Raw genomic sequence first — 26135 nt, forward strand, 5'->3', positions numbered from 1 at the left:
GCGTCGAGGGCAGTTCCCGGTGGTAGCTTTCGGCAGTCATGCATTGGCGCATGGTCAAACCCCCCGCCGAAAAACGGGGCCGTCAGAGATTCACAGTATCGGGGAAAGGTCGTCCAAAACGTTCCGCTCTCCGGGTCGCAAATGCCCGAACACGGAATTTATCGCACGGAAAAGTGAAGGTTGCAAGATAGCGCCGCGGGCCGCCCCCGATGGGCGCGTCCCGACGCATGAATCGACCAATCCGAGCATCGACGCGCCGCAAATAGGCCTCGTTGCCTGAGGGGTCATCGGCCACAGCCCCGTCACGCATGGGCCAGCGGCGGCGACGGCTGGCGGTGCGAGGCGCCGGGATAATCCAGGCGACGTTCTTTTTAGCAGCCGGCTGCAAACGAGGGTTGCAATCGGCGATGGAATGCGGAGGATCGCAACAGCGCGACTGGTTTGAGCCTTTGCTTCGTGAATATCATTGTCCCGAACAGCTGCGTATTTGGAGCGGCACGCAGCGAGGCGAGGATCGAGGGAGAGACGATCATGAGGTTTCTTGCGGCAATCTTCTCGCGACAGGGTTTTGTCGTCCTGTTCCTGTCGGCTGTTCTTGCCGCCTGTACAGTGGTCGTCGACGACGGCCCGGGACCGCGGCCACGGCCGCCGCGGCCGGGACCGCAATTCTGCACCAAACAGTACGAGCCCGTCTGCGCCCGGCGCGGTGGCGACCGCCAGACCTTCGCCAATGCCTGTCTTGCCGACCGGGCGGGTTATCGCATCGTGCGCGACGGTCCCTGCCGTGACGGCGGCGAGGGTGGCGGCGAGCAGACTTTCTGCACCCGCGAATACGCGCCGGTCTGCGCCCGGCGCGGCGGAGAGTTGCGAACCTTCCCCAACGCCTGCGAGGCACGCGCCGCCGACTACCGCATCGTTGGCGGGGGCCGCTGCTGAAAGGCCGGGTGTTCGTCTTTTCCGCACCTTGGGAAAACGCGGATGCCGTCTAAAACAAATTTCGGGGACGTGTGACGGTCACAACGCGGATGGATAGGCGCCGTCGGCCGGCCCGGCGTAAAGCTCGCTGCCGTGCTCATCGCAGATGCGCACGCGGTCGGGGATTTGCGGCATTGCGAGCGTATGGAAGAGCGCGGTGGCGCCCTGCCAGGCTGCGCGCAGGGTAGGGGCTTCCAGCGACACCTTGTCGAGCGTCGCTTCCTCGGCTTCGCGCGATCGGTAAAACTCGATGACGAAATTCAAGGACGCCTCCATGATGCGTTGTTCCGCCAGGGAGATTCTCCGGCAGGAGATTCTGCGGCAGGGATGGGCGCGGAAGAAGTCGTCCGCGATCAGCTCTTCGATTTAGGCTTCAGGCCGCTCTCGGCCTGCTTGACCGACGAGCCGAACGGGGAGGCGGGCTTGGCCACCACCTTGTCCTTCTTGGGCTTTCGTGTTTCGCGGTTGCTGCGCTGTTGACCCTTGGCCATCTTGTCTGCTCCTCGTGCTGGTGGTCTGGCGGCGCCGGGGTCTCAGACCGCCGGATTGTTGCCAACAGTCGGATTGTCACCAATCGGATTGTCGGCTGGTTCGAGATTGTCTTCCGTGGTGACCCGCTCGTGGGTCTCCTGCTCGCTGCGGATGCGGTACTGCGGGGAGCCGTCCTTGACCGGCAGCCTGCTCTTGATCTCGAACAGCTCCGCAGTCTTGTTGAGGAGCCCTGTGCGGCTCTTCATGCGCACGGTCTGGCCGACGGCGAAGAGATGCGAGGGCGTGTCGGTGCGCGGACGCGCATTCTGCTGGAAACGGATCATGCTGCATTCTCCCTGTCGCGCTTCAGCGCTGTTTCGAGGTCCAGGTAATCGATGGCGACGAGTTGACTGGTGGTCGGGTTTTTCACCGCCCTTGCCGGCAAATGGATGAAGGTGGCGACGCGGCGCCAGGCAAGCCGCGACATGCCCTCGATCAGCTCTTCGTCGTGATCGATGTCGTAGTCGCCCGCCGGCAGTTGCCCTTCCAGCCCGCCGAGTACGAAAGGAGCCATGAAATGTGCGACGGAATGGGTCGTGCGGTCCGGCATTGTCCTGCCTTGATGTTTTAAGCCCTGTGGCGACATGCGAGGCGGAGAGCCTCAAAGCAAAAAAGCGGGGACGAGCCCCGCTTTCCTATTTCCGGCAATCGCTGGAAATAAGCCATTTTCGAGAGCTGCCAGTACATCCGTGGTCAGCGGTCATCGAATTCGGCCGGATCAGATCAGTTGCAAATTGGCGGCCGACTCGCGGCCCTTGGCATCACGCTCCAACTCGAATTGCAGCTTCTGGCCTTCGGCGAGGCCAGGAAAGCCCGCGCGTTCCAATGCGCTGACGTGGACGAAAACGTCCTTGCCGCCGTCGGTTGGTTGAATGAAGCCAAAACCCTTCTGGCCATTGTAGAATTTCACGGTTCCGGTGTTCATGGGTGTCTTTCGAAGAATGAGAACGGTCGCGGAGCAAATGCGCCGCGCTGCCGATATCGATGATTTGGAGTGAGATTGGCGGGTCGAGAACCTCTGACGCCGCGAAATGCCAATTCTGGCCCAAACGCTCATATATATGTAGCTCGACTTTGCATGGTTTTCAAGAAGATTTGGAAAAATAAGTAAGCCAACGGAAAAAGATTGCTGCGTTCATTTGAAAAACTCTGCTATGGTTTGATGATATTTTCCAAAAATTCTCAAAAAATCATTTTGGGGTTCACTCCCGAAATTTGCGTTTTATTTCTCCAAAAAGGACAAAAACCATGGTTTCTGCGAGAAGCTCAAGAGGTAATACCACAGCGATCAACCCGCCCATCAGGCCGGCCACCGCATATGCCGTCGCCATCGGGCGTACCGGCAAACCTATGATCGTCAAGTCGGCGCGGCTGACCGTCAGGAGCGACGAGGCTGAAAGGCGGACGATCGCCGATACTGACGGAACGGTTCGGCGCGCCAGGCAGACGGCCGAGACCAACCGGCTGATTTGATCTTGTCCGCGCCGATGGCAAGCGCAAGAAACCAAGCAAAGCCTTGAACCCGCCGCGCCAATGGCCTAGATCGCGGCAGGCGGACAAACACGGCAGGTTTCCCATTAACAGAGATCAGAGACGAGCGGCGGGTGCTGGCGCCAACTCCGGCTCGGGCGGACAGCCGCCGTCGAGTCTCGACCAGCATGTGCAGAGGGCGCTGCAACTGCATCAGGCGGGGCGGCGGCAAGAGGCCGAGGCGCTCTATCGGCAAGTGCTGACGCACAAGGTCAACCATGCGGCGGCTGCGCATTTTCTCGGTCTTTTGCTGCACCAGACCGGGCGCAGCGCCGAGGGGCTCGGTCTCCTCGAGCAATCGGTGCGCTTGCAGCCGAAGAATCCGGATTTCCTCAACAACCTCGGCACGGTGATGCGCGATCTCGGCCGTGTCGCGGCGGCCGCCGACTTCTTCCGTGGCGCGGTGGCGCTGCGGCCGGACCAACTCGCGGCGCGCGACAATCTCGGCTCGTCACTGAAACAGCTTGGGCAGTTCGAGGGCGCCGAGGAGATCTATCGCGGCACGGTCGCGCGCAATCCCTTCCATTTCCGCGCCCGCATCGGGCTTGCCGAAACCTTGCAGGAAGCGGGGCGCCTGGACGAGGCGCTGGCCGTCTTCCGCGAGGCGCTGTCGATCCGTCCGAAGGACGCCGAACTGCTGCACGGGCTGGGCGTCGGGTTGATGGAAAAAGGCGAGCTCGACGAGGCGGCCGACCTGTTCCGGCAGGCGCTGGCGGCCGATCCCGGCATGGCGCGCGCCTGGCTGATGCTGACGCAGGTCAAGCGTCAGAAGGAGCGCGATGCCGAATTGACCGGGATGGAGGCCCAGCACGCCAAGGCGCTGCCGGACAGCCTGGCGCGCATGCAGCTTGCCTTCGGCCTCGGCAAGGTCAACGACGATCTGAAGGATTATAACAGAGCCTTCGACTATTTCGCCGAAGGCAATGCCATCCGCCGCAAGGGCATCGACTACGACGCGGAAAGGACACGCGCCGAATTCGAGGCTATGAAAACGGTGTTCGACAGGGATTTCTTCCAGAAGCACAGGCCCAGCGCGATCTCCGACGATACGCCGATCTTCGTCGTCGGCATGCCTCGTTCGGGCACGACCCTGGTCGAGCAGATCATCGCCAGCCATCCGCAGGTCTACGGCGCCGGCGAGCTCGGCATCCTGAAGACGGCGGTCGGCAGGCAGTTCCCGGCGACCATGCCCGGCGGCTTCCCCTGGGGCGTTTCGGATGCGCCCGATACGGATTTTGCCGAGGCGGGACGCGCCTATCTCGACATGCTGCATGCCCGCTATCCGCACATGCGCCACGTCACCGACAAGATGCCGGGCAACTTCCTGCTTGTCGGCTTCATCCACATGATGATGCCAAAGGCCAGGATCATCCATTGCGCCCGCGATGCGGCGGCAACCTGCCTTTCGATCTACAAGGTGCATTTCCGCGGCGACAGCCACCGCTACGGCTATGATCTGGGCGAACTCGCCGATTTCCACAATCTCTACACGGACATCATGGCGCATTGGCACAAGGTGCTGCCTGGCGTCGTGCACGATGTGCGCTACGAGGATTTCGTCGCCGACCAGGAAGGCCAGAGCCGGGCGCTGATCAACTATCTCGGGCTGCCATGGGACGATGCCGTGCTGTCGTTCCACCAGACCGACCGGCCGGTGCGCACGGCTTCCGCCGCGCAGGTGCGCCAGCCGATGTATCAAGGCTCGGTCGACCTGTGGAAGCGCTACGGCGACAGGCTGAAGCCCCTGCTGGACAGACTGGCTTAATGCGGCTCGGCATTTCCGGCGGAGCACTCCCGCTCCGCCCAAGTGCGTTGCCTACAACTCCATGAACGTCTGGAATCCGCCGAAGATCATGCGCTTGCCGTCGAACGGCATTTTCGACATATCCGGCTGCAATCGTGGATCGGCCATCACCTTGGCCATGACCGCGTCGCGGTCCTGCCTGGATTTGTAGACGATCCAGGAAAAGATGACGACTTCGTCGTCCTTGGCCTGCACGGCGCGTGGAAACGACGTGACCTCGCCATAAGGCACATCGTCGCCGACGCACTCGACATAGGCGAGCGCGCCGTGTTCCTTCCAGACGGCGCCGGCGGTGTTGGCCAGCTTCTTGTAATCGTCGAGTTTTGCCTTTGGCACGGCAAGCACGAAACCGTCGACATAGGACATGGCAATCTCCTTGTTTGCTGCATCCGGCGCCGGGCCGGCAGGGATGCGACCCGGGGCAGGTGGGCGCGCACTTCTCGCCGAGAGTGCTGACGCCCGCTATCGAATTGCGACGGTTATTGCTCCACTGGAGCGTTCATCGCCCATGCGACTCCGAAAGGGTCCTTCACCTGGCCCCAGCGGTCGCCCCAGAACATCACCTGCAGCGGCGTCACGATCTCGCAGCCGGCGTCGACCGCGCGCTGCCACCAGCCGTCGATCTCGTCGCTGCCGAGATGAAGCTGGAGCGTATAGCCCTGCGGCGCCTGGTGCGGGTGGCCGTGCTCGGGATAGGCGTCGCCCAACATCAGCGTCGAGCCGTTGATGTGGAGGTGGACATGCATCGTGCGGCCTTTTTCGTCCGCGGGGTAGGCAAAGACCTGTTCGGCGCCGAACGCCTTCTGGTAGAATTCGGCAGCCTTGAAGGCGCCGTCCACCTGCAGATAGGGGGTCAATCCGCCGAGCACTTTCGCCTTGGGCTGCACAGGGGTCTGGTCGGTCATTGCGTGTTCCTCTTCACGTTTGATTTGGCCTTGCGGACCATAGGACGCGCGAGGTGACGGCGGTCCTACATGGGCTTGAAATTTTTCTCGAGGGCCGGGCCCGGACTGGCCGGGCGACCGGAGAACTCAAGCGATAGACGCATGGCTCGGCCGCTCATATGACCTTGGCCGAGACGGCGGCTGAGCGGCGGCTGTTCTGCGCGTCGAAGAGCTCCGGAAAGCCAACGTCCTTGCGCAGTTCGGCGGGGAGCGAAAGCAGGATGCGCTCGCTACGATGGCGGGCACGCGCCGCCGCATATCGGGTTGCGATGCGGCCGATGGAGGAAAGGACGGACATGATGCATTCTCCCTGGGTTGGCGCCGGCATCATCGTGTCGGCATCCCAAGGACGAGGCAGGTTCAGGCGATCCGACAGGTCGTCGTTTTTTTCTCGCAGCGTTTAATTTCTCATTCGAGCGCCACGGCCTACGCGACCTTGAGCGTCGGAATAGCCGAAACATCCACCTCACGTTCGGCATGCCAGGCATCGAAAGCTGCCTGCATGCGAAGCCAGATCGCGGCTCCATCGCCGAACAGCTTCCCAAGGCGGGCGGCCACAGCCGGTGAAACCGGCTTCTTTTCGCGGATGATGTCATAGAGCTGCTGCCGGGAGATGCCGAGCAGCTTTGCAATTTCCACCTTGGTCTTTCCAGTTGCCGGGATAATGTCCTCAAGCAGCGCTCCCGGGTGGGAGGGACAGCGCTCGATAGGACGCGTCGGCTCGTGCACGCTCATAGATCGAACTTCTCCAATCTGGCCGCCTCAGCGGTATTGCTCGAAGTCGACGCGGGCGTCCTTGCCGTCGAATTCAAACGTGATGCACCACGGGCCGTTGACGTGGACCGTGTAACGGATGGGATCGAAGCCTCTCAGCGCATGGAAGGCAAAGCCAGGAAGGTTCATCTCCTCGGGCTTTTCTGAAGCTTCCAGGCGGTCAAGCCGGACAAGAACGCGCTTGTGCATCTTGGCGTCGATCTTGCCGGTTTTCCCGGTTTGAAAGAGCTCTGACAGGGCCTTGTTCCTGAAAGACTTGATCATGAGGTATGTAAACAGATCGCTTACAAGATTCAAGGACCTGTAAGCGGATAATTTACAATCCGATCTATCCCGCCCCTTCAGCCACTGAGCGGAAGAACTCCTCGGGATCGTCGACTTCGGTCAGCCGCCGCCTCTCGATCAGCCAGAAGCGGTTGCCGATGGCACGGATGAAGGAGCGATCGTGCGAGGCGAGCACGCAGCTTGCCTGGTGCTTGAGCAATTCCTCCTCCAGCGCTTCCTGGCCGTCGATGTCGAGATGGTTGGTCGGCTCGTCGAGCAGATAAAAATTCGGATTGGCGAGCCTCAGCGCCAGCATCATCAGCCGCGCCTTCTGGCCGCCGGACAGCACACTGATCCTGCGCTCCTGCATCTCGATGCCGACGCCGGCGCCGGCAAGCAGAGAGCGGGCGCGCTGTTCGCCGACATCGTAACGGCGCGACACCATCGCCAGTGGCGTATCGTCGCCGCCGATGCCGGACAGGGCCTGGTCGCTGTAGCCGAGCACCGTCGACGGCGTCACCTTCACGTTCTGAACCGTGTCGGGTTCGATAATGGCGTTGCGGATCAGCGTGACGAAGCGCGACTTGCCAACGCCGTTGCGGCCAAGCAGCACGATGCGGTCGCCCTGGCAGATGTGGCGCTTGCCGGTCCTGAACAAGAGCGTGCCGTCGGGCGTTTCCACCGCCGCGTCGTCGAGCGTGATCAGCACCTTGGCGTGCGTGCCGCGATTGGCCAGCCGGATCGCCCCCGCCGATTTCTCGTGATGCGCCGGGGCCGCCGCGTCCTCAAGTCGCTCCGCGCGCTGCTTGAGCTGCTTGGTCTTGACCGTGAGAAGGTCGCTGCCCGAATTGATGCCGATATTGTTGAGCTTGGCGGCCTGGCGTCGCAATTGCTGCGCCACCTTCATGTCGCGCTGGAATTTTCGCTCCGTCGAGGCATCGACCTCATCGAGGGCCTGCCGGGCGCGGGAGTAGGGAAGGGAAAACACCGGCGACTGGTCCGGGCGCAGGAACAACGTGCGGTTGGTGGCGGCGTCGAGAAAGGCGCGGTCGTGGCTGGCGATCACCACCGGCACCTCTCGCGGTAGCGCGTTCAGCCAAGTTTCGAGCTGGCTGATGCGGGCAAGGTCGAGATGGTTGGTCGGTTCGTCGAGCAGCAGCATGTCGGGATCGGTGACCCAGACACGCGCGATCAGTGCCAGCCTCTGCCAGCCGCCGCTCAGCGCCTGCATCTCTCGCTCGCGCATCGCCTCAGGAACGTCGAGCGAATCCAGCACCACATTGACACGCCATAGTTCGCTTTCGGCTTGCTCGGGCGGCAAAGCGTCAGCCACCACCTGATGAAAGCTGCGGCCAAGCAGGGCAGCAGGAACGGACTGCTCGACATGGCCGACGCGCAAGCCGCGCGTGCGGGTAATGTCGCCGGAGGTCGGCTCCATCTCGCCGGCCAGGCATTTGAGCAAGGTCGACTTGCCGCGACCGTTGGCGGCAACGATGCCGAGCCGGTCGCCGCTGCCGATGGTGAGGTCGAGATTGGAAAAGAGCGGCGCACTCATCGTGACGCCGAGGGATTTGAGGCTGATCAGGGCCATGTCGATTTCTCTGGTCTATCCGGAAAGTCCGGCTCAATGCACTTTGTCAGTGCGCAAGCGGCCATCAGGCTCGGCAATGCGCACCACGAAGGGCAGACCAAAAAATCGAAGCGGGAAAAACCCGGACCGTCCCTGGTCAGCCCTGCAAGCAAGCTCGCAGGGCGGAAATCGGGCCACGCTGACGATGGTGATCGATAAACACGCAGCCCTCCTTTCAAGACGTTTGAGTGTGGGGACTGAGTACACCAAAGGTCATGCGCTGGGCAAGAGGAGGGTAGTGTCGAGCGGGGCGCTGAAGCTGCCAATCTCCCCACTCGTGGGGGAGATGTCCGGTCCACCCTCCGCAGCTGCAGCGCAGCTGCTGAGGAGGACGGGCAGGACAGAGAGGGCGCCGTCCCGCCGGCATTTCGAACGAACTACTTTCCGGGCCGTCCTGTCTTCGCGGGCCGGCGCTTTTCGCGGCGGGCGTCGCCGGGGTCTTCATAAGAACCAATGCCGGCGCGTTGGCGCACGACGGGTTTGTCCTCGCGTTCCTTCGCGCCCCCGTCTGTCCTGCCGGCCCCAACAACGGGGGAGATCGGCTGAGGCTTCGCCGGCACTTTTCCCTCGACCGGTTTCTCGGTGCGGCGCACGGTCATCTCGTCGAGAGAGTTTTTCTTGAACAGCGGTTTGGTCGGCTCGCCGGGAATGCCGAAATCCGAGCCGTGTGCTTCGGACGCCGATTGTTTCTTGAACAGCGAGCGCGACACCGCACCGGCCGGCGTCGGCATGTCGGTGCCGGGACCCATATCGTCGATCGACGGTTTGGCGAACAGCGGCTTCTTCACCGGCACCGCGCCATCGGCACCCATCTCGTCGAGATCGGGCTTGCGGAAGAGGTTGGGCCGGGCAGCCTTGGCTGCCTCTTCGGCGGCGCGTGCTTCGTCGAGCTTGCGGAAACGCTCCTGTTCCTCCGATGTACGATGCCTGGCCACGCCCTTGTTGTGCTTGCCTTTTTCGCGGCCCGAGACCGGACTTTCCATATCGGCGTATTTGGCCAGCGGATCGTCGGAGATCGACATCTCCATCTCACGCAGCCGCTTGATCTCGTCGCGAATGCGGGCCGCCTTCTCGAAATCGAGGTTGGCGGCGGCGTCGCGCATCTGCTTCTCAAGCGCGTCCAGATGGGCCTTGAGGTTGTTGCCCATCATGGCGCCGGCGCTGTCGGTGAACTGCGAGATGTCGGCGCGGACATGGTCCTTCTCGTAGACCGAATCCAGAATGTCCGAGATGCGCGACTTGACCGATTCCGGCGTGATGCCGTTGGCGGCGTTCCACTCCATCTGCTTTTCGCGACGGCGATTGGTCTCGGCCATGGCGCGTTCCATCGATCCGGTGACCTGGTCGGCATAGAGAATGACCTTGCCGTCGACATTGCGAGCGGCGCGGCCGATGGTCTGGATCAGCGACGTCTCCGAGCGCAAAAAGCCTTCCTTGTCAGCGTCGAGAATGGCGACGAAGCCGCATTCGGGAATGTCGAGGCCTTCGCGCAAAAGGTTGATGCCAACCAGCACGTCGAAGGCGCCGAGGCGCAAATCGCGCAGGATTTCGATACGCTCCAGCGTGTCGATATCGGAGTGCATATAACGCACCCGCACGCCTTGCTCGTGCAGATATTCGGTCAGGTCCTCGGCCATGCGCTTGGTCAGCACGGTGACCAGCGTGCGGTAGCCGGCCTTGGTCGTCTCGCGGATCTCGCCGACGACGTCGTCGACCTGGGTCTTGGCCGGGCGCACCTCGACCGGCGGGTCGATGAGGCCGGTCGGTCGGATGACCTGCTCGGCGAACACGCCGCCGGACTGCTCCATCTCCCAGCCGCCGGGGGTTGCCGAGACAGCGACCGAGAGCGGGCGCATGGCGTCCCATTCCTCGAAGCGCAGGGGCCGGTTGTCCATGCAGGAAGGCAGGCGGAAGCCGTATTCGGCAAGCGTCGCCTTGCGCCTGAAGTCGCCGCGATACATGCCGCCGATCTGCGGCACGGTGACGTGGCTTTCGTCGATGAAGACCAGTGCGTTGTCGGGGATATATTCGAACAGTGTCGGCGGCGGATCGCCCGGCTGACGTCCGGTGAGATAGCGCGAATAGTTCTCGATGCCGGCGCAGGAGCCGGTGGCTTCCAGCATTTCCAGGTCGAAGCGGGTGCGCTGCTCCAGCCGCTGCGCCTCCAGCAGGCGGCCGGCGCGCTCGAGCTCGACCAGACGGTGCTTGAGCTCTTCCTTGATCGACTTGATGGCCTGGTTCAGCGTCGGGCGCGGCGTCACATAGTGCGAATTGGCGTAGATCTTGACGCTTTTCAGCTCGCCCGTCTTCTGGCCGGTCAGCGGGTCGAATTCGGTGATCGCCTCGATTTCGTCGCCGAACATGGAGATGCGCCAGGCGCGATCCTCAAGGTGGGCCGGGAAGATCTCGATCGTGTCGCCGCGCACGCGGAACGAGCCGCGCACGAAATTGATGTCCTGGCGCTTGTATTGCTGGGCGACGAGGTCGGCGAGCAGAGCGCGCTGGTCGAGCCGGTCGCCGATCTGCATCTGGAAGGTCATAGCCGTATAGGTCTCGACCGAGCCGATACCGTAGATGCAGGAGACCGAAGCGACGATGATGACGTCGTCGCGTTCGAGCAGCGAGCGCGTCGCCGAGTGGCGCATGCGGTCGATCTGCTCGTTGATGGAGGATTCCTTCTCGATGAAGGTGTCGGTGCGCGGAACGTAGGCTTCCGGCTGGTAATAGTCGTAGTAGGAGACGAAATACTCCACCGCATTGTCCGGGAAGAATTTCTTGAACTCGGAATAAAGCTGCGCCGCCAGCGTCTTGTTCGGCGCCAGGATCAAGGCGGGACGCTGCGTCTCCTCGATCACCTTGGCCATGGTGAAGGTCTTGCCCGAGCCGGTGACGCCGAGCAGCACCTGCGTGCGGTCGTTGTTTTGGACGCCCTCGACCAAGTCCTTGATGGCGGTTGGCTGGTCGCCGGCCGGCTCGAAATCCGACACCATCTTGATGGTGATCCCGCCCTCGGACTTTTCCGGCCGGGCAGGCCGGTGCGGCGTCCACAGCACGCCGTCCTTGTGCAGCGGATTGCCGGATTCAATCAAAGCCGAGAGAGCCGCCACCGTCGCGGTGACGCCGCTCGACGTCATCGTCTCGGCTTCCTCGAGCGAGACGTCGAGGCCGGCGACGGGATTGAGGCCGGCCGCAGCGCGCTCGCGGGCTGTCGCCGCGCCGCCCATCGAGGTGCCACGCGCCGTGCGCCCGGGCGCCGCGGAGCGCTCGGGGATCTTCTTCGATGGCTTCGGCGACTTGCCGCCGTCCTTGCCGGCCTGGCGCCCTTCGCGTTCGGCTTCCTGCTCGATCTGCTCGGCCCAGTCCGCGACCGAACCGGTGAGCGGCGTGCCGGACAGTTCGGGCTGGGGCATCTCGGCGAAGCCGCCTTCGTGCAGCGGCTCCGAGGCGTCGAGGAAATCGGTCAGCGGGCTGCGCCGCTTGGGCGCGGCGCGGTCGTCATTCGCCGTCGACGGCGTTCTCTTTTCGGTGGATTTGACCATGGCCGGAATATGGGAGGTCTTGGCGAAAATGGAAAGAGCGCGATCAGCCGAGGCGCATCTCCAGATGCAGCTCCTGACAGAAGGCTGTCAGGAGGAGGCAAGTGCCGGTGATGCCTGCCTATTGCGGTCAGGCGCCGCGTGCGTTGTCCGCCACGCGTGTCGGCGATCCGTTCAGGCGCGGCACCACGACGAGGCGCTTGATTTTGCCCTTCTTGAAGGCGGCGAGGAAGCGCGCATAGTCCTTGAAGGCGACGCATCCACTGGACTGTGCGTAGCGGCCCCGAAGCAGGTAGGTGTGGGCCAGCAGCCCGTCGCGGTTGTATTTATTGCGGCCATCGACGGGTGTCAGACGCAAAGCCTCGACACCATGAAAGCGCGACTCGCGCAAGGACAGATTGTAGGTGTTGGGCGGTGTCGGTCCGCGGTTCTTCTGATCGGCATAGCGCGGCTGGTCCGCCATGGCGCCGATGCCCGAATGCGCTTCGAGCCTCGAACCGTCGGGCATGTAGACGGTCTTGGCGCTGATGTCATAGATGGCGACACCGCTGCCGGCTCCGCTCCTGGAGCCGCCCGGCGCGTTGAACAGGTTCCTGAACGCCTGGCCGAGGCCGCCCGAAGGCGTGTCTGGCTTTGCATAGGCCAACGCGTCGCCGCCATCCGCCGGCCGGCCCTGCCGGGCCGGCTTTGCCGGCTGGGCTTGCTGGATCGGCTTTGCCGGCTGGGCTTGCTGGACCGGCTTTGTCTGAGGTGCCGGCTTCTGCTGCACGACCTTGGGCTGTTGAGTCGGCTTTTCCTGCTCCACGGACTTCAACGGCTCCGGCGCGTCGAATTGCGGCCGACGGGTCGGCAGCGGCACGTCATCGGTGAGCGCGTCGGGCAAGGCCGCGGCATCGCCCGGCTGTTCCTGCTGGGTTTCGACAGGCGAAACCGCGACATCGGCCGAAGAGTCCGTCATCGGCAATGGCGAGGCGAATGCCTCGTCCTCGACAGGCAGCGAGCGGGCAAGCGCGAGGGCCAGTTGCGAATTGTCCGGCGTGCCGGCATCCGGCTGGGCAAAATGCATCGGCTGCGGCGCTGTCTGGACAACCACCGAGCCGGTGTCGATCCGGGCGAAGCGCTCCGCCGCGGGTGCCGGCAAGTCTTCAGACAGGCTGGCGACGAGCTTGGCGCCCGGCACCAGCGATGCCTCGGCGACCTGTGGAGCGGAGGTCGAGATGATAGGACGGGCGGGTGCGCCGGCCGTGGCCACGGGCTTGGCCGCGTTGGCGAAGGCGGCGGCGAGCTTGCTTGGCGAGAGAGATGCTTCCATGCGCTCGAAGCGCTCCTGCGAGGTCGTCTTGGCGACCGGGACAGGGTGTGCCGTGGACGCGGCCACGAGGCGCGCCGACTTTTCCGCCCGAGGAGCGAGCGCGGCCAGCCTGAAGCATCCGGAGCCGCATTGCACGGCGTGGTTCTGCAGCGCCTGCGTGCCGCCATCGGCGTTGGCCAGTGCGAATGGCGCAGCGGGCATCAGGAAATGCTGTTTCAGCGGATCGGCAAGAGCGAGCGAGCCCGGCATGGCCAGCCTCTGCGGCAGGACACTCGACGTCGACCACAGCGAAGCGCCGACTGAGCTCAGACCAGCCATTGTCCCGACCAGCCACAGGCCAACGGCAGCGCTGACGCCGGGCACGGCGACCCAGCGGACGATCCGCTTAGAGTTGAAGGATGAGGCACGTGACGCGTTGTCGGCAGCTTCGCCGTCCCAACGCCTGTCCCCGACAATTTTCTTACTCAAGAACGCCATTCAACCAATCTTGCTCCAATCGGCTCCCACGTCCGCGGCTGTGATAGCCGCGACGACCATTCTGTGAGTGATCCCAGGTGGTCCCCGACGCGTTTGCCGCGCCTGTCTTTGGTTGCCGATTGCTTCAAAATATGGACAAAGTTGGTTAACCAATCCCTCTCAAAACCAACCGAGAGACGTGGACTTTGTGCCAAAAAAGGCTCGTCCACGACCATGAACGCGGTATTGCAGCCCTTCCAAGAGTATTTTGCTGCCTGCTTTTAACGGCCGAGTCAAGCAAAACAGCTCTCGCTAATTGAAGCGAATGGCCGTTTCAGCGGGGCCGCGACGGTGGCGCGTGTCATTCCGTACTCCCGAGAAGGCCCAGCGCGTCGCCCCAAAACTGCTACCCGCCCGCCGCAGATAACCGGCCCGTACCGCGGTTTCGCGGCGACCATTGATCGGCCACCGTGTTGGCGCGGCGGTTCGCGCCGGAGGAGGCGGAAGCGGTGCTGTACCAAGGCGCGATTTTCTAGGGTTTGCAATGGAGCTTCTACCTCCCCCTTGTGGGGAGGTTGGACCGCAGGTCCGGGTGGGGGGCTGGCGCTGACCGCCCAGGAACGCAGCCCTCTTGGGCCCTCAGTTGAACCACAGCGCAAACGTCAGGAAGCCACCGCCGCCGAACTCGCTCTGGATCTGGTCGAAATCGTCGCTGGTCAGGATCCTGCCGCTTTCGAGATAGGGCGCGATGGCCGGGCCGGTGATCGACAGCACCAGGTCGAAGGGTTTCGGCTCGTCGAAGAAGCGCTTCATGTTGATGCCCTTGCCGGTGATGCGGAAATGCGGCAGCAGCACGCGGCCTTCGAGCAGGTCCTCGGCCATGGTCAAGGTGGCGAGCCAGGCCGCGACCTGCTGCTCTCCGACTTCGAGGCCGGTGAGCGGGTTTTCGCCCTTCTGTTGCGGTCCCGGCAGCCATTCGCGGTCATTGTCGGTCTCGGCGCGGATCGCCTTCCAGTCCTCGCGCGACAGCCGGATCATCTCCAGCAGGTGACGGCGCGCCGCCTGCCGCCGCTCGGGCTCGACCACCGGCCAGTTGACAAGATGCACCAGCGAGATGAAATCGGCGATGCGCCATTCCGAGGAGAAGATGCTGCTGCCCATGTCGCCAGCCGGCGGAACGAGGATGTCCTGCAACGGCAGTTTTGCGCGCGGGAAGAGCATATGGAAAGAACCGTCGAACGTGCTCCTGAAATCATGTGCCAGCCAGAAATCGGCCTGCGCCATCAGGAACTCGGCATAGCCCTGCAGCCAGTAGCCGTCGGCGCGGTCGAAGCGGAAGGTGAGCGCAGGCGCGGCATCGTCGGGCGCCACGCCGCCACGCGACAGCGAGGCCATGATGGCGGCCATGCTCTCATCCGGCGCGATCGTGCCGTCCTCGTCGAGGTCGATGCCGACCTGGGTGAGGTCGATGACAATGCCGATACCGGCATCGGCCGGCACCGACCCCAGCGTCGCGGCGGATTTTTCCAACCGGTTGCGGAAGGCGACCAATATGGCGCGGAACTGTTCGTAGGTCAGCGGTTCGGGGTTCGGATTTTCCGGCACAGGCAGCCGCATCAGCGGCAGCATGAAGGATCGCGGGCTCTCGAAGCCATGGCGGTGCAGGCCGCTGGCCAGCAATTCCAGCGCGGTAAAGAATTCGCCGGCGCCGGCGGCATAGGCGGATGCCGGGTCGGTGGATGCCGCTGCCTCCAGCGTCGAGAGCGCCGTGTCGCGCGCGACCACGGTTTGGGCCTCGAACAGAGCGGCCGCGGTTTCGGGCATGGCGGCCTGCGCCGAAGACATCGGCAGAACCAGAGCAAGTGCCAATGCCAGCAGACTTGCCAGTGGTGTCATTTTCCCCCTCCCATGCGCGTCGTGCCGGCAATCATACACGCATTTGCAATGCCGCGTCTGCCGGGCGCTGATGCATGATTGCCATTGGCTGGCTTCAACGCGCCCGGCAGACGGTCTACACAGGGCAAACGATTGGACATCGCGTGTCGAACTATCCGCTCTCCTACAAACTGTCGTGGCTGCCGCGATTCCTGAAACCGTCGCTGTCCGGTGGTGTGCAAGGCTTCGCGCCCGTGGCCGGAACGATGGTGGATCGGGCGCCGAAACGGACGGTGCGGCTCGCCTTCGTCGGCGACATTTCGGCGGTGGCCAACCGCAGCGCGCCCGACTGTGATCCGGTGATCAAAACGCTGCTTGGCGCGGCCGACCTGGTGATCGGCAATTGCGAAAGCCCGATCGTGGACAAGCCAAGCGCCGTGCTCGGCACCAGGCTCGGCACCCATCACGCGATGAGCGAGCGCTTTCTCGGCGACGCGTTGGCGGCAGTCGGCATCTCGCGTGAAAGACTGGTGCTGTCGCTGGCCAACAACCATGTGCTCGACCAGGGCGTCGCCGGTTTCGATGAGACCGTGGCGGCGCTGAAGCGGCTCGGTATCGGCACTATTGGCCTCGCCGGCAACGGCCCGGTACAGCCTGTCGAAGTCGGACCGCTGACTGTCGGGTTCGCCGCCTTCACGTTGTGGCGCAATGCGGGCGAGGACCTGTTCGCCGGCCGCGTTTCGATGGAAAGCGATATTGCCCGCCGACGAGGTGACGGGTTCGATCTCCTCTGCGCCGTGCCGCATTGGGATTGGGAGTTCCGCCACTTTCCGCGCGCCGAAACGCGGAGACTGGCGAGGCGCCTGGCAGGGCAGGGCGTCGGGCTGATCGTCGGCCACCACGCCCATGTCGTGCAGCCGGTGGAGCGGATCGGCAATACGATCGTCGCCTATGGACTTGGCGATATCCTCGGCACCGCCCTTGTCCGCCAGCCTTGGCCGGGACGCATTGGCGGGATCCTTGTCGCCGATATCAGCGCCGATGCGGAAACGCGGGGGTCTGTCGTTTCCTACCGAATGCATCCGTTTGTGCGGCTGCGCGCCGGGGATCATGAGCGGCTGGCGCCGGTGGAGGGATTGGAGGGCCGCATGCGTGACAAGGTGGAGAGGCGGTTGAGCGCGGTCTTTCCGTAACCACAGGTGGTGGACATCGGCCAAGATCGCCATGTCGGCGCTTTTCCAAGCGCTGATGATTGGCGAAATGAGGGGCGGCGCAAGCATCTGTTGAAGAGGCGTGACAGTCGATACTTCAGACAAAACCGGCTATCATGAACCGGTCCAGGCAAGCGGGGGTGGCGGTGGAAACAGCGGATTTCATGCCTGGCGACGCCGTGGTTGCCGGCATCCGGAAAAACATCGAGGCTTATGAAGCGGCGCGGGCCTCCGTGGTGCGGCAGGTACGCTGGCGGGTGCCGCTGTTCGTCGGTTTGGTGCTGGCGACAGTGGTGCTGATCGCCTGGCTGTTCAACAAGGTCGCCGATCCCAACGAGCAATGGTTCTCGACGCCGCATGTGTTCCTCTATGTCGTCGGTTTCGCAGCTTCGATCCTGCTTTATTTCCAGGCGATGAAGCCGGCGACGCGGCTGCAGCAATCATTTCGCCAAACACTGCTGCCCATCATCTTCGGCTTCATCCGCGACGTGCGCTACGCGCATGGCGGGCGGCCAAATTCCTTCGACCGGCTGCCGCGCGAGGCGGTCGGGCCGTTCAACCGGGAGTCGTTCGACGATGTCGTTTCCGGCCGCTACGAAGAGTTTTCGTTCGAGCTCTACGAAGCGGAACTGCGGGAAGGGACAGGCAAGGGCTCATCGACGGCTTTCAAAGGCGTGATCGTCGCCTTCGAAGCCATCGAACCGTTGCCGGGAATCCTGGTGGCGACGCGGCGGACCAATGCCGTCGTCGGCTTCTTCCGTGGCATGTTCGCCAGCAAGATGCAGGAACTGTCATCCGGCGTGCCGGAACTCGATGCCGCCTATGAGTTCCGCACCGACAATGCCGAGGCGGCGCAGCCATTGGTGAGCGGCCGGTTGGCGCAAGCGCTGAAATGGCTGGGCGAAACCTGGCCGGAGGAATCGGCGCGCGTGGCCCTCAACGGCAGCGACGGTTTTCTGCTCCTGCCGCAGGCGAAGAATTTCTTCGAATTGCCCGCCATTTCGGTGCCACTGGACTACCAGACCCATGTCGCGCCGATGATATCGGATATGGGCGCGATGCTGGCGACGGCAGCGCTGGTGCGCAAGATCGGCGCCAGGGACGAAGCGGCTTGATCAGCCGGCGTTCCCGTCAGCAATCGAAGCCGTACTTTTCGCGCATGTTGTCCGCCTCTTCTTTCGACATTCGCTTGAACATCACGCAGATCGTGAAGCTGCCGACCTGATGGCCGTCCCGCGTATATCCCCAGTCGGAAATGTCGTCCCTGGTGAATTCTATGTTCTGGCCGAGCACGACGTTGTGCACTGCCTCCGGCTCATTGGCCAATATGCCGACAAACCCTGTCCCGGCACGGCGGAACGGTATGACCCAGAAGTGCTCGGTGACATGCCCATCCCGCACCTTGACCTTCAACTTGAACCTACCTGTGCCGGAGGGAGGCATTTCGGACAGTGCCAGGAATTCATCGAGGCCGGCGAGCGCCTGCGCGGTCGCCGCCGCCATGTCGGGATCGCCCGGAGCGAAGATGATCCCCTTGTCGTCACCCGGATCCACGCCTTGCGCGCCGACCGATCCCGGAGCAAGCGCCAGCATCAAGGCTGCCGCAGTTCGAACCGCTGGTTTCATGGAAGGGCCCCCTTCATCGTTGCGGTCGACACAATGCTGCATCCCCATCCGGTTTGCAACCTTTGCGCGAGTCTTGTCTCTTCAGGTCCAAGGTGGCGGCGACCGTTGATGACAGACCGGGATGGTGACGCCGGTGAAGAAAGTTTCGTCCCTACAGCTTGCTCGGCACCAGGCCAGCCAGCCAGTTGGCTGACCGCTTGGCCATGTCGGCGGTCGCCGATACAGCGCGGCCAAGATCGGTCTTGACGACGGCATAGCCGTTTTTCGTACGATAGAGCACGCCGGTGCCGCCATCGACCACCTGTTCATAGGCGACCGGCCGCGCGGCGGCCGCTTCCATCGCCGTCGTCGGCGAGCCGACCGGGACCGTCGGCCTGTGGCTCAGCTCGGGCGGCAGCGTCGGTTCAACGGCGCGGCTGGCGGGCCTCAGCTCCGGGCGCGAAGCGGTCGCGGCCAGTTGCGAGGAGGACGCGGAACCTTTCGCGCGGCAGATGCCAGAGACGAGCGGATAGTTGAAATTGCGCTCGTGCAGCATCTGGCTCTTCATCGCCGCTTCGCACTCGGCGATGGTCGACCACTTGGCGGGCGTCTCGCCGATATATTCGCAAAGCTTGGCGTCGCAGTCGCAGCCGACGATGGTCATGGCGACAAGGGCGGTCTTGATCACGGTCTCGTCCCCTCGATGTGCCCCTCGGCAGCCCATTCAGGTGCATGTCGCTGTCCAAACCGGTCCCTGAGCGGAGCCCGCGGGCACGCTTTGGGCGACATGCGACAGTCCATCGCGCGCGAACAAGGCGGGATTTGGCCGCGATTGTGAAATGAGCGTGGCGTGGCGCTCGACACGGCCGTTCTCCGCGCAGCGTGGCCGAAAGGCCTCAGTAGTCGTAGACGTGCTCCAGCCTGGCGCCTGACTTGATCAGCGCCGGCAATACCAGATGCAGCCTGGGTACGGCTACGACCATGCCGGTGCGGCGTGTCGATGGATCGGCCGGCAGCGGATAGCTGAACAGGATGCGCATGCCTTCGGGGACGGCGATCGAATCCGTGGAGAGCACGGTGATCATGATCTCGTCGTTGCCGCCGATCTCGACGAATGAGACGCCCTTGTCGATCAGGCGCGGAATCATGTCGGTGAACATCTGGTAGCGCTTGGTGACGAAAACGGTGCCGTCGGGGCCGTAGTCGCGTTCGAGCAAGGTGTCGGCTTCGTTGCGCGTCGCTTCGCCGACCGGTCCCTTGGCCCAGACGTGGATGTCGAGCAAGGCCGGATCGGACGTTGCCGCGAGTGCCTGCCTGATCAGGCTGGCATAGAACTGCTTGATCGTGTCGGCGAGGCCGAAGGCAAGCTTTCGTTCGCTGGAGCGCACGGCGCTGTCGCCCGGCGCCGGCTGGACCGCGAAAAGCCCGGCGCGCTTCTCGGCATAGGGAAACTGGTACCACGGCCCCTGGTCGAGGAAGGCGGCGTATTCGGCCGCCACCTTGCCCTGGTAGATGTCAGTCGCCGTGCGCCTGCCCGCAATCGCCTCGGTGATGCGGCCGACCGTGTTTTCATAAGCCCATTGCACGGCATGCTCGATCGTGTGGCTGGTGCCGATGACGACCGGCATCTGGTGGTTGGCGTAGTTGAACTTGTAGGCGGAGCTGGCGCGGATCACCATGGCGTAGTCCTGCCAGAAGCGGCCGACATAGGCGAAATAGGGAAAGCCGCTCGGCTGGTCCTTGGCGACGAAGCCGGCATATTCGCGCGCGGCATAGACGATGGCCCATTCCGGGTAGGTGAGGAAGGTCGATTCCTCAGGTCGCTGGTAGCCGGGGATTTCGGCGCGCACCCTGGCGGCGAGCGCCGGCTGCGGTGCACCTTCGGCGATACCCGGCAACGGTGTCTTGTCCAGCGACGGCGTCGTCAGGAAACCGTAGGCCAGCCCGGCGATCGGGATCAGGACAATGATGACGATCAGCCAGAGGATCGTCCTGATGATACGCTTCATGAAGCGAAACAGGACCATGGCCGGTCAGGCCGTGGCGGCGGCAAGCTTCTGGATCGATGTCATGAAGTATCCCCCTTCAGCGAATCCGCCAGCAAACGCAAACGGACTCTAACAGGGCAATACTAACCGATTTTGGCGCGCGGTGAAGCGGCGCCCGCAACTTCGCCGGGAAGGCGCTTGAGCGGCAGGGAAAAAGACAGTCGGCGCCGGGATTTCTCCCAGCGCCTCCCTGTTAGACCAGGACACGGTCACGGCAGCAACTCCCCTAAAGTCGTCGCACCAAGCCGGCCTTGATTTTGACGGTCCTGCCAGTCGCCGCCCGAAGGCCGCGCCCGTTCCAGACCACGCCGGTCTCCACCCTTGCGGGCTTTGCCCTGCGGCCATCGAAGGTTTTTGCCGTCCTTCATGGCAGCATCGGTCCGCCGTCGGCGTTGGCACGCTTTCCGCGGCCCCGTAGGTCTCGGCTTCCGTCCCTCGAAGCAGGCGAGCCTGCTCTCGCTTCGGGCCGTACGGGCCTCAGGAAATCCGCCTTTCACTTTCGCCTTTCGGATGGGCGATTGGTAGCCGCCTGAGATGGGTTGAACTTACGCCGGCCAAGGGTGTTGGGGAATGCCCGCGGGCCTGTGGATAGCGGGATTATCGGGGACCATTGCCAGAAGCCTCGGAATTTCAGGCACCAAGGCCTTAGACAGCCTGCCCTGCTTTTTCGGCACGCGAACCGAGAGCGCCTATTGCTCCGCCCACGGGCGCGGGCTTCAATGCCGGCAAAGGATCGGGCAGTGCGTGCCCGGCGCCTTGCGGGGAGGGATGCGCATTGAAGGTCGGGGTGGTGCTCAATCCGATTGCCGGCGGCGGCTGGCTGAAACGGCACTGGTCCGAGGTCGCCGCCTCGTTGAAAAATCACTTCGGCGATTTCGAACTGCGCGAAACGCAGGCCGAAGGCGATGCCGAAAGGCTGGCGCTCGACCTCGCGGCAAACGGGTTCGACCTGGTGATCGCGGCCGGTGGCGACGGCACGGCCAGCGAGGTGGCCGACGGCCTGTTGCAGGCGTCCAAGGAAAACGGCCGCGCGTCCGAACTCGGTCTGCTGCCGTGCGGCACGGGTATCGATTTCGCGCGCGGGCTCGGCCTGCCGAAGGAGGTGGACGCGACGCTGAAGCGGATCGCCGAGGCGAAGGGCAGGGCGGTCGATGCAGGGCGCATCTGCTATATCGACGACCATGGCGCGCTGGCCAGCCGGCACTTCGTCAACATTGCGAGCCTGGGGCTCTCGGGCGCTACCGATCGCGCCGTCAACGCCGACAAGCGCAAGGGCAACGTTGCGGCCAAGACGCTGTTCCTGTGCCGCACCGTGGTCGAATTCGCCCGCTACCGGTTCCAGGATGTAACGATTTCAGTCGATGACGGCGCGCCGGTCGAGGCGCGCATGGCGCTGGTCGCGGTAGCCAATGGCAAATTCTTCGGCGGCGGCATGATGATCGCGCCGGACGCCGAACTGACCGACGGCCAATTCGACATCGTCATCCTGCGGGCTGCCAGCAAGCTGAAGCTGATCTGGGATATCCGCCTGCTCTATGGCGGCAGGCATCGCAACCATCCGGCCATCACCATCCTGCGCGGCAAGAAAGTGGTTGTCGAACCGCTCGGCGACGTGGAAAAGAACGGCGCGCTGGTCGACATCGACGGCGAGTCGCCCGGGCGCATACCAGCGACCTTCGAGATCCTGCCCGGCGCTCTGACGCTCAGATATTGAATCAAGACGTTGCGGCTTTGATTCAGGTCGCTCCGGTCCTGATTCCAGATGAGCGCTCAACCTTTTGAAACCGCTTCAAGTTTCCCGGATTCAGATTTCCAGTTTGGACGGAAAACCGGGCGCGCGCAGGTCGGCGCCGACAGCGTCCTCGAGCAATTTGACGATCTGGGTCGACCAGGCGCCGCCGCCGTAAGCCGCCTTGCCCTGCTCGAAAATCGCATTGACGCGCGATGCCAGTTCCACCGGCACACCGAAATCCCGACCCATGCCCAGCGCGAAGCCGAGGTCCTTCAGCGCCAGGTCCATGGTGAAGCCGATGTCGTAGGAGCCGTTCAGGATGAGTTGGCTTTCGGTTTCGTGGACGAAGCTGTTGCCGGAGGAGGCAACGATGGCGTGATAGGCTTGGGCGAGGTCGAGCCCGCCTTGCCTGGCCAGCATCAGCGCCTCACCGGCGGCGACGAGATGGATGAAGGCCAGCATGTTGGTGATGACCTTGATCACCGCCGCCGAGCCGATCGGGCCCATCAGGAACGACTTCGCGCACATCGCATCGATGGCAGGGCGATGACGCCCGTAAAGATCGGCATCGCCACCGACCAGCGCGGTGATTTTCCCGGCCGCCGCCAGATGCACGCCACCGGTGACCGGGCATTCCAAGGTCTCGATTCCCCTGGCCGAGGCAAGGCCCGCGAGGCGCACGATCTCGTCGCGGCCATTGGTCGACATCTCAATCCAGGTGCCGCCGGCGGGGAGGCCGTTGAGCAGTCCATCAGGACCGGCGAGTACCGCCTCACTGACCCTCGGCGATGGCAGGCAGGTGATGGCATTGCCCGCCCGCTCAGCCGCCTCGGCGGGGCTGCCGGCAGCGATAGCGCCGAGCGCCACGAGGCGCTCGATAGCGGCCGGGTCGCGGTCGAACACGGTGACAGCAAAACCATTTCGGACCAGGCTGGCGGCTAGCTTGCCGCCGAGATGACCAAGGCCGATGAAGGCGTAGCGTTCGCTCACGGCATCAACGGCGTTTGCATCATCTGCAAATGCAGGTCCTTGCCGGTGTACGGATGGGCGTCGCAGACGTCTTCGTTGAGTTCGACGCCGAGGCCAGGTTCCTTCGACGGGATGACGTTGCCGTCCTGCCACTCGATCTTCTTCTTGAGCAACGTGGCGTGGAAACCGTCCCACTGCTTCAGCGATTCCAGGATCAGGAAGTTGGGCAGCGTCACCGCCAGCTGGATGTTGGCGGCGCCGACGATCGGTCCGCAATAGCAATGCGGCGCGATCTGGATGTGGTAGGCCTCGGCCATGGCGGCAATCTTCTTGGTTTCCAGAATCCCGCCGGAGCGGCCAAGATCCGGCTGCAATATGGTCGCGGCACGGTTCTCGATGACGCGGGCGAATTCGAACTTGGTCGTCAGGCGCTCGCCGGTGGCGATCGGGATCGAGGTCGCGCGGGCAACTTGTGCCATCACTTCGGGCATGTCGGGTGGCACCGGCTCCTCGAACCACAAGGGGTCATAGGGCTCGATGGCGCGCGCCAGGCGCAGGGCGCCGGAGGCGGTGAACTGACCGTGCGTGCCGAACAATATGTCGGCACGCGTGCCGACCGCCTCGCGGATCGCCTTGATCATGCGGGTCGAGACGTCGATGTCGAGCAGGCGCGGCTGGTGGCCGTCAAAGGCGGTGTAGGGACCGGCCGGGTCGAGCTTGACGGCATTGAAACCCTGCTCGACATATTCGAGCGCGCAGGCCGCCGCCATTTCGGGGTCGTTGTAGACATTCCTGCCGTCCGGGGCGTCCTCGGAATGGACGCTGCCGGTATGCGGATAGAGGTAAGTGTAGGAGCGCAGCGTCTCGTGCACCTGGCCGCCGAGCAGCTTGTAGACGGGTTTGTCCGCTTCCTTGCCAATAATGTCCCAGCAGGCCATTTCCAGCGCCGAGAAGCAGCCCATGCCGGACACGTCTGGCCGCTGCGTGAAGCCGGAGGAATAGGCGCGGCGAAAGAAATTCTCGATGTCGTGCGGATCGCGGCCGACGAGATAGCGCTCGGCCATGTCCTCGACCATCCTGGCCGTGACATGGGCGGAGAAGGTGGCGTTGTAGGCCTCGCCGTAACCCACCACACCGCCATCGGTGGTAAGCTTGACGAAGATGAAATACTTGCCGCCGATGCCGGGCGGCGGATTGCCGACAACCCAGGTCTTGACGTCGGTGATCTTCATTCTTGGTCCTCCAGAACCAGTTCGGCGCCTTTCCATCCGGTCAGGATCGAGGCGGCGTTGGTGTTGCCGGTTATGTTGTCGGGAAAGATCGAGGCGTCGATCACGCGCAAGCCTTCTAGCCCATGTACCTTGAGCCGCGGATCGACCACGGCGCGCGCGGGATCGGGTCCCATGCGGCAGGTCGAAACCGGATGATAGACGGTGCCGGAGCGTTTCCTGAAATCCGTGATCAGGTCGGCGTCCGAAGTGATTGATGGGCCTGGCAAAACCTCCTCCGCGATGATCTCGGCCATAGCCGGCATCGAGGCGATCTTGCGCACGAATTTCACCGCCGCCAGCATCTCCTCGACATCGGCATTGGTCGAATAGGCGTTGGCGACGATCTTGGGATGGTCCAACGGATTGCTGGAGCGGATCATGATCTCGCCGCGGCTCGACGGGCGGCAGTTGGACAAGCCGATGGAGAAGCCAGGCCAAGGGTCCGGCGTCAGGATCGGGCGCTCGCCACTCTTCGGGATGACGGTCGAAAACGCCTGGAAATAGAGCTGCATGTTGGGGCGCGAAAAGGCCGGGTCGGTGCGGAAGAAGCCACCGCCGTGGTTCATCGACAGCGACAGCGGGCCGGAACGCGTCAGGATGTACTGCATGCCGACCATGAGCTTGCCCCACCAAGGACGCAGGATCTGGTTCAGCGTTGGCAACCTGCCCTTGAAGGTGTAGTTGATGCCGACATGGTCCTGCAGATTGGCGCCGACATTCTCGTTGGCGTGAATGACCGGGATGCCGAATCCCTTGAGCAGCGCCGCCGGACCAATGCCGGAGAGATGCAGAAGCTGCGGCGAGTTGATCGAGCCGGCCGACAGGATAATTTCGCGGCCGGCGCGGGCCGTCTTCGTCTGGCCGTTCTGTAAATATTCGATGCCGACCGCACGCTTGCCTTCGAAAAGGATGCGGCTTGCCAGCGCGTTGGTCTCGACACGGACGTTTGCGCGCTTCATCGCCGGGCGCAGGAAGGCGCGCGCGGCCGACATGCGGCGGCCGTTGCGGGTCGAGATCTGGTAGACGCCGACGCCTTCCTGGGCAGCGCCATTGAAATCGGAGTTGAACGGCAGTCCGGCCTGCTGGCCGGCGGCGAGGTAGCGCTTCGTCAGCGGGTGGACGGCATCAGACGTATCGCTGATGTGCAGCGGGCCACCTCTGCCACGCCATCTATCGGCCCCGGCTTCATTGTCCTCCAGCGCCTTGAAGGCCGGCAGCAGGTCGTCATAGCCCCAGCCGGGATTGCCCGCGTCGCGCCAGTCGTCGAAATCCTCGCGCGCGCCGCGGATCCACACCATGGCGTTGATCGAGCTGGACCCGCCAAGCAACTTGCCGCGCGGCCAGTGGTCGACATTGCCGCCAAGACCGGGATCCGGCTCGGTCTTGTAGTTCCAGTTGACCGTGGGATCGAAGAAGGTCTTGCCGTAGCCGAGCGGCATCTGCACGTAGAAGCGGCGGTCGCTGCCGCCGGCTTCGAGCACAAGCACCGAAAAGCGGCCCGAGGCCGACAATTTATCGGCGAGCACCGAACCGGCCGAGCCGGAGCCGACGATGATGAAGTCGTAGGTCTGCATGATGGGTATGGCCGGCTCCGGAAATCTGGCCGCAGCCTAGACGGGGCGGGCTTGCCGCGTCGCTGGGCCTTCCGGCATGCGTTGTGAAAAAAGC

Annotated in this window: 26 protein-coding genes; 6 read left to right on the forward strand and 20 right to left on the reverse strand. The window is 63.6% G+C overall.

Annotated elements, in window-relative coordinates; translation table 11 throughout:
- The first annotated feature begins 531 nt into the window (after positions 1-531).
- On the forward strand, positions 532-936 hold the full coding sequence (locus LB545_RS06845; RefSeq protein WP_140516872.1) for a Kazal-type serine protease inhibitor family protein: 405 nt from the start codon (positions 532-534) through the stop codon (positions 934-936).
- Between the two features lie 78 nt (positions 937-1014).
- Here the strand turns inward: LB545_RS06845 and LB545_RS06850 are convergent, their stop codons facing one another.
- The 5 genes from LB545_RS06850 to LB545_RS06870 all read right to left on the reverse strand — a co-directional run bounded on the left by LB545_RS06850 (position 1015) and on the right by LB545_RS06870 (position 2431).
- Entirely contained in the window at positions 1015-1239 is a 225-nt protein-coding gene (locus tag LB545_RS06850) for a hypothetical protein (RefSeq protein ID WP_140567053.1), read from the reverse strand.
- A gap of 89 nt (positions 1240-1328) precedes the next feature.
- Positions 1329-1466 (reverse strand): hypothetical protein, encoded by a 138-nt coding sequence (locus LB545_RS06855; protein WP_181165218.1) that lies wholly within the window; start codon positions 1464-1466, stop codon positions 1329-1331.
- A 42-nt stretch (positions 1467-1508) separates the two neighbouring features.
- A complete protein-coding gene (locus LB545_RS06860; RefSeq protein ID WP_140556070.1) occupies positions 1509-1790 on the reverse strand; it encodes a hypothetical protein in 282 nt (93 codons plus the stop codon).
- A complete protein-coding gene (locus tag LB545_RS06865; protein ID WP_140516870.1) occupies positions 1787-2056 on the reverse strand; it encodes a hypothetical protein in 270 nt (89 codons plus the stop codon). The genes LB545_RS06860 and LB545_RS06865 overlap by 4 nt, the downstream gene beginning before the upstream one ends.
- 168 nt (positions 2057-2224) lie before the next feature.
- The gene (locus tag LB545_RS06870) at positions 2225-2431 is read right to left on the reverse strand and encodes a cold-shock protein (protein WP_140495998.1); all 207 of its coding nucleotides are present in this window, start codon (positions 2429-2431) and stop codon (positions 2225-2227) included.
- Between the two features lie 323 nt (positions 2432-2754).
- Between LB545_RS06870 and LB545_RS06875 the strand changes: the two genes are divergently transcribed.
- Both LB545_RS06875 and LB545_RS06880 read left to right on the forward strand, forming a co-directional pair.
- Positions 2755-2979: a hypothetical protein gene (locus tag LB545_RS06875; protein ID WP_140516868.1), complete on the forward strand. Its 225-nt coding sequence runs from the start codon at positions 2755-2757 to the stop codon at positions 2977-2979.
- Positions 2980-3166: 187 nt separating this feature from the next.
- Positions 3167-4801 (forward strand): tetratricopeptide repeat-containing sulfotransferase family protein, encoded by a 1635-nt coding sequence (locus LB545_RS06880; RefSeq protein ID WP_140624140.1) that lies wholly within the window; start codon positions 3167-3169, stop codon positions 4799-4801.
- A 51-nt stretch (positions 4802-4852) separates the two neighbouring features.
- Here LB545_RS06880 and LB545_RS06885 read toward each other — a convergent pair whose 3' ends face one another.
- The 9 genes from LB545_RS06885 to LB545_RS06925 form a co-directional block, all read right to left on the reverse strand.
- Positions 4853-5206, reverse strand: a complete 354-nt coding sequence (locus LB545_RS06885; RefSeq protein WP_224704686.1) for a DUF1428 domain-containing protein — start codon at positions 5204-5206, stop codon at positions 4853-4855.
- Positions 5207-5319: 113 nt separating this feature from the next.
- On the reverse strand, positions 5320-5745 hold the full coding sequence (locus tag LB545_RS06890) for a VOC family protein (RefSeq protein ID WP_140495994.1): 426 nt from the start codon (positions 5743-5745) through the stop codon (positions 5320-5322).
- A 154-nt stretch (positions 5746-5899) separates the two neighbouring features.
- On the reverse strand, positions 5900-6082 hold the full coding sequence (locus LB545_RS06895; protein WP_140556066.1) for a hypothetical protein: 183 nt from the start codon (positions 6080-6082) through the stop codon (positions 5900-5902).
- A gap of 128 nt (positions 6083-6210) precedes the next feature.
- Positions 6211-6519, reverse strand: coding sequence for a HigA family addiction module antitoxin (locus LB545_RS06900; RefSeq protein WP_140516860.1), 309 nt, complete (start codon positions 6517-6519; stop codon positions 6211-6213).
- 27 nt (positions 6520-6546) lie between these two features.
- Positions 6547-6822, reverse strand: a complete 276-nt coding sequence (locus LB545_RS06905; RefSeq protein ID WP_140560712.1) for a type II toxin-antitoxin system RelE/ParE family toxin — start codon at positions 6820-6822, stop codon at positions 6547-6549.
- A gap of 64 nt (positions 6823-6886) precedes the next feature.
- Positions 6887-8413: an ABC-F family ATP-binding cassette domain-containing protein gene (locus LB545_RS06910; RefSeq protein WP_140560623.1), complete on the reverse strand. Its 1527-nt coding sequence runs from the start codon at positions 8411-8413 to the stop codon at positions 6887-6889.
- A 416-nt stretch (positions 8414-8829) separates the two neighbouring features.
- The gene (gene uvrB, locus LB545_RS06915) at positions 8830-11991 is read right to left on the reverse strand and encodes an excinuclease ABC subunit UvrB (RefSeq protein WP_318012526.1); all 3162 of its coding nucleotides are present in this window, start codon (positions 11989-11991) and stop codon (positions 8830-8832) included.
- Positions 11992-12118: 127 nt separating this feature from the next.
- Positions 12119-13777, reverse strand: a complete 1659-nt coding sequence (locus LB545_RS06920) for a DUF2778 domain-containing protein (RefSeq protein WP_140567039.1) — start codon at positions 13775-13777, stop codon at positions 12119-12121.
- Positions 13778-14395: 618 nt separating this feature from the next.
- Positions 14396-15652 (reverse strand): hypothetical protein, encoded by a 1257-nt coding sequence (locus LB545_RS06925; protein ID WP_224704688.1) that lies wholly within the window; start codon positions 15650-15652, stop codon positions 14396-14398.
- Between the two features lie 143 nt (positions 15653-15795).
- On the opposite strand from LB545_RS06925, the gene LB545_RS06930 reads away from it, so the two are divergent.
- Together LB545_RS06930 and LB545_RS06935 are read left to right on the forward strand one after the other, a co-directional pair.
- The gene (locus tag LB545_RS06930; RefSeq protein ID WP_224704690.1) at positions 15796-16824 is read left to right on the forward strand and encodes a CapA family protein; all 1029 of its coding nucleotides are present in this window, start codon (positions 15796-15798) and stop codon (positions 16822-16824) included.
- A 182-nt stretch (positions 16825-17006) separates the two neighbouring features.
- Positions 17007-17957: a hypothetical protein gene (locus LB545_RS06935; protein WP_224704692.1), complete on the forward strand. Its 951-nt coding sequence runs from the start codon at positions 17007-17009 to the stop codon at positions 17955-17957.
- 16 nt (positions 17958-17973) lie between these two features.
- On the opposite strand, the gene LB545_RS06940 is transcribed toward LB545_RS06935, so the two are convergent.
- From LB545_RS06940 to LB545_RS06950, 3 genes are all read right to left on the reverse strand, one after another.
- A complete protein-coding gene (locus tag LB545_RS06940; protein WP_140495986.1) occupies positions 17974-18468 on the reverse strand; it encodes a YegJ family protein in 495 nt (164 codons plus the stop codon).
- Positions 18469-18619: 151 nt separating this feature from the next.
- The gene (locus LB545_RS06945; protein ID WP_140495985.1) at positions 18620-19135 is read right to left on the reverse strand and encodes a hypothetical protein; all 516 of its coding nucleotides are present in this window, start codon (positions 19133-19135) and stop codon (positions 18620-18622) included.
- 208 nt (positions 19136-19343) lie between these two features.
- Entirely contained in the window at positions 19344-20456 is a 1113-nt protein-coding gene (locus tag LB545_RS06950) for a hypothetical protein (protein WP_224684614.1), read from the reverse strand.
- 814 nt (positions 20457-21270) lie between these two features.
- Between LB545_RS06950 and LB545_RS06955 the strand changes: the two genes are divergently transcribed.
- On the forward strand, positions 21271-22209 hold the full coding sequence (locus LB545_RS06955) for a diacylglycerol/lipid kinase family protein (protein ID WP_140556055.1): 939 nt from the start codon (positions 21271-21273) through the stop codon (positions 22207-22209).
- Positions 22210-22299: 90 nt separating this feature from the next.
- Here the strand turns inward: LB545_RS06955 and LB545_RS06960 are convergent, their stop codons facing one another.
- The 3 genes from LB545_RS06960 to LB545_RS06970 are packed head-to-tail and all read right to left on the reverse strand — an operon-like array spanning position 22300 to position 26041.
- A complete protein-coding gene (locus LB545_RS06960; protein ID WP_224704694.1) occupies positions 22300-23217 on the reverse strand; it encodes an NAD(P)-dependent oxidoreductase in 918 nt (305 codons plus the stop codon).
- A complete protein-coding gene (locus LB545_RS06965) occupies positions 23214-24428 on the reverse strand; it encodes a mandelate racemase/muconate lactonizing enzyme family protein (RefSeq protein ID WP_140495981.1) in 1215 nt (404 codons plus the stop codon). The genes LB545_RS06960 and LB545_RS06965 overlap by 4 nt, the downstream gene beginning before the upstream one ends.
- Positions 24425-26041, reverse strand: coding sequence for a GMC family oxidoreductase (locus LB545_RS06970; protein WP_140666111.1), 1617 nt, complete (start codon positions 26039-26041; stop codon positions 24425-24427). Before LB545_RS06970 ends, LB545_RS06965 begins: the two co-directional genes overlap by 4 nt.
- Positions 26042-26135: the final 94 nt, after the last annotated feature.

Source organism: Mesorhizobium sp. BR1-1-6, assembly GCF_020165355.1.
Taxonomy (GTDB): domain Bacteria; phylum Pseudomonadota; class Alphaproteobacteria; order Rhizobiales; family Rhizobiaceae; genus Mesorhizobium.

What these genes read in the sequence shown, in the direction of transcription:
- LB545_RS06865 (WP_140516870.1), bottom strand. Translation starts at nt 2,056, where the DNA reads ATGCCGGACCGCACGACCCATTCCGTCGCACATTTCATGGCTCCTTTC.
- LB545_RS06900 (WP_140516860.1), bottom strand. Translation starts at nt 6,519, where the DNA reads ATGAGCGTGCACGAGCCGACGCGTCCTATCGAGCGCTGTCCCTCCCAC.
- LB545_RS06910 (WP_140560623.1), bottom strand. Translation starts at nt 8,413, where the DNA reads ATGGCCCTGATCAGCCTCAAATCCCTCGGCGTCACGATGAGTGCGCCG.
- LB545_RS06925 (WP_224704688.1), bottom strand. Translation starts at nt 15,652, where the DNA reads ATGACACCACTGGCAAGTCTGCTGGCATTGGCACTTGCTCTGGTTCTG.
- LB545_RS06895 (WP_140556066.1), bottom strand. Translation starts at nt 6,082, where the DNA reads ATGTCCGTCCTTTCCTCCATCGGCCGCATCGCAACCCGATATGCGGCG.
- LB545_RS06845 (WP_140516872.1), top strand. Translation starts at nt 532, where the DNA reads ATGAGGTTTCTTGCGGCAATCTTCTCGCGACAGGGTTTTGTCGTCCTG.
- LB545_RS06965 (WP_140495981.1), bottom strand. Translation starts at nt 24,428, where the DNA reads ATGAAGATCACCGACGTCAAGACCTGGGTTGTCGGCAATCCGCCGCCC.
- LB545_RS06875 (WP_140516868.1), top strand. Translation starts at nt 2,755, where the DNA reads ATGGTTTCTGCGAGAAGCTCAAGAGGTAATACCACAGCGATCAACCCG.
- LB545_RS06950 (WP_224684614.1), bottom strand. Translation starts at nt 20,456, where the DNA reads ATGAAGCGTATCATCAGGACGATCCTCTGGCTGATCGTCATCATTGTC.
- LB545_RS06920 (WP_140567039.1), bottom strand. Translation starts at nt 13,777, where the DNA reads ATGGCGTTCTTGAGTAAGAAAATTGTCGGGGACAGGCGTTGGGACGGC.
- LB545_RS06860 (WP_140556070.1), bottom strand. Translation starts at nt 1,790, where the DNA reads ATGATCCGTTTCCAGCAGAATGCGCGTCCGCGCACCGACACGCCCTCG.
- LB545_RS06855 (WP_181165218.1), bottom strand. Translation starts at nt 1,466, where the DNA reads ATGGCCAAGGGTCAACAGCGCAGCAACCGCGAAACACGAAAGCCCAAG.
- LB545_RS06885 (WP_224704686.1), bottom strand. Translation starts at nt 5,206, where the DNA reads ATGTCCTATGTCGACGGTTTCGTGCTTGCCGTGCCAAAGGCAAAACTC.
- LB545_RS06970 (WP_140666111.1), bottom strand. Translation starts at nt 26,041, where the DNA reads ATGCAGACCTACGACTTCATCATCGTCGGCTCCGGCTCGGCCGGTTCG.
- LB545_RS06935 (WP_224704692.1), top strand. Translation starts at nt 17,007, where the DNA reads ATGCCTGGCGACGCCGTGGTTGCCGGCATCCGGAAAAACATCGAGGCT.
- uvrB (WP_318012526.1), bottom strand. Translation starts at nt 11,991, where the DNA reads ATGGTCAAATCCACCGAAAAGAGAACGCCGTCGACGGCGAATGACGAC.
- LB545_RS06870 (WP_140495998.1), bottom strand. Translation starts at nt 2,431, where the DNA reads ATGAACACCGGAACCGTGAAATTCTACAATGGCCAGAAGGGTTTTGGC.
- LB545_RS06890 (WP_140495994.1), bottom strand. Translation starts at nt 5,745, where the DNA reads ATGACCGACCAGACCCCTGTGCAGCCCAAGGCGAAAGTGCTCGGCGGA.
- LB545_RS06905 (WP_140560712.1), bottom strand. Translation starts at nt 6,822, where the DNA reads ATGATCAAGTCTTTCAGGAACAAGGCCCTGTCAGAGCTCTTTCAAACC.
- LB545_RS06940 (WP_140495986.1), bottom strand. Translation starts at nt 18,468, where the DNA reads ATGAAACCAGCGGTTCGAACTGCGGCAGCCTTGATGCTGGCGCTTGCT.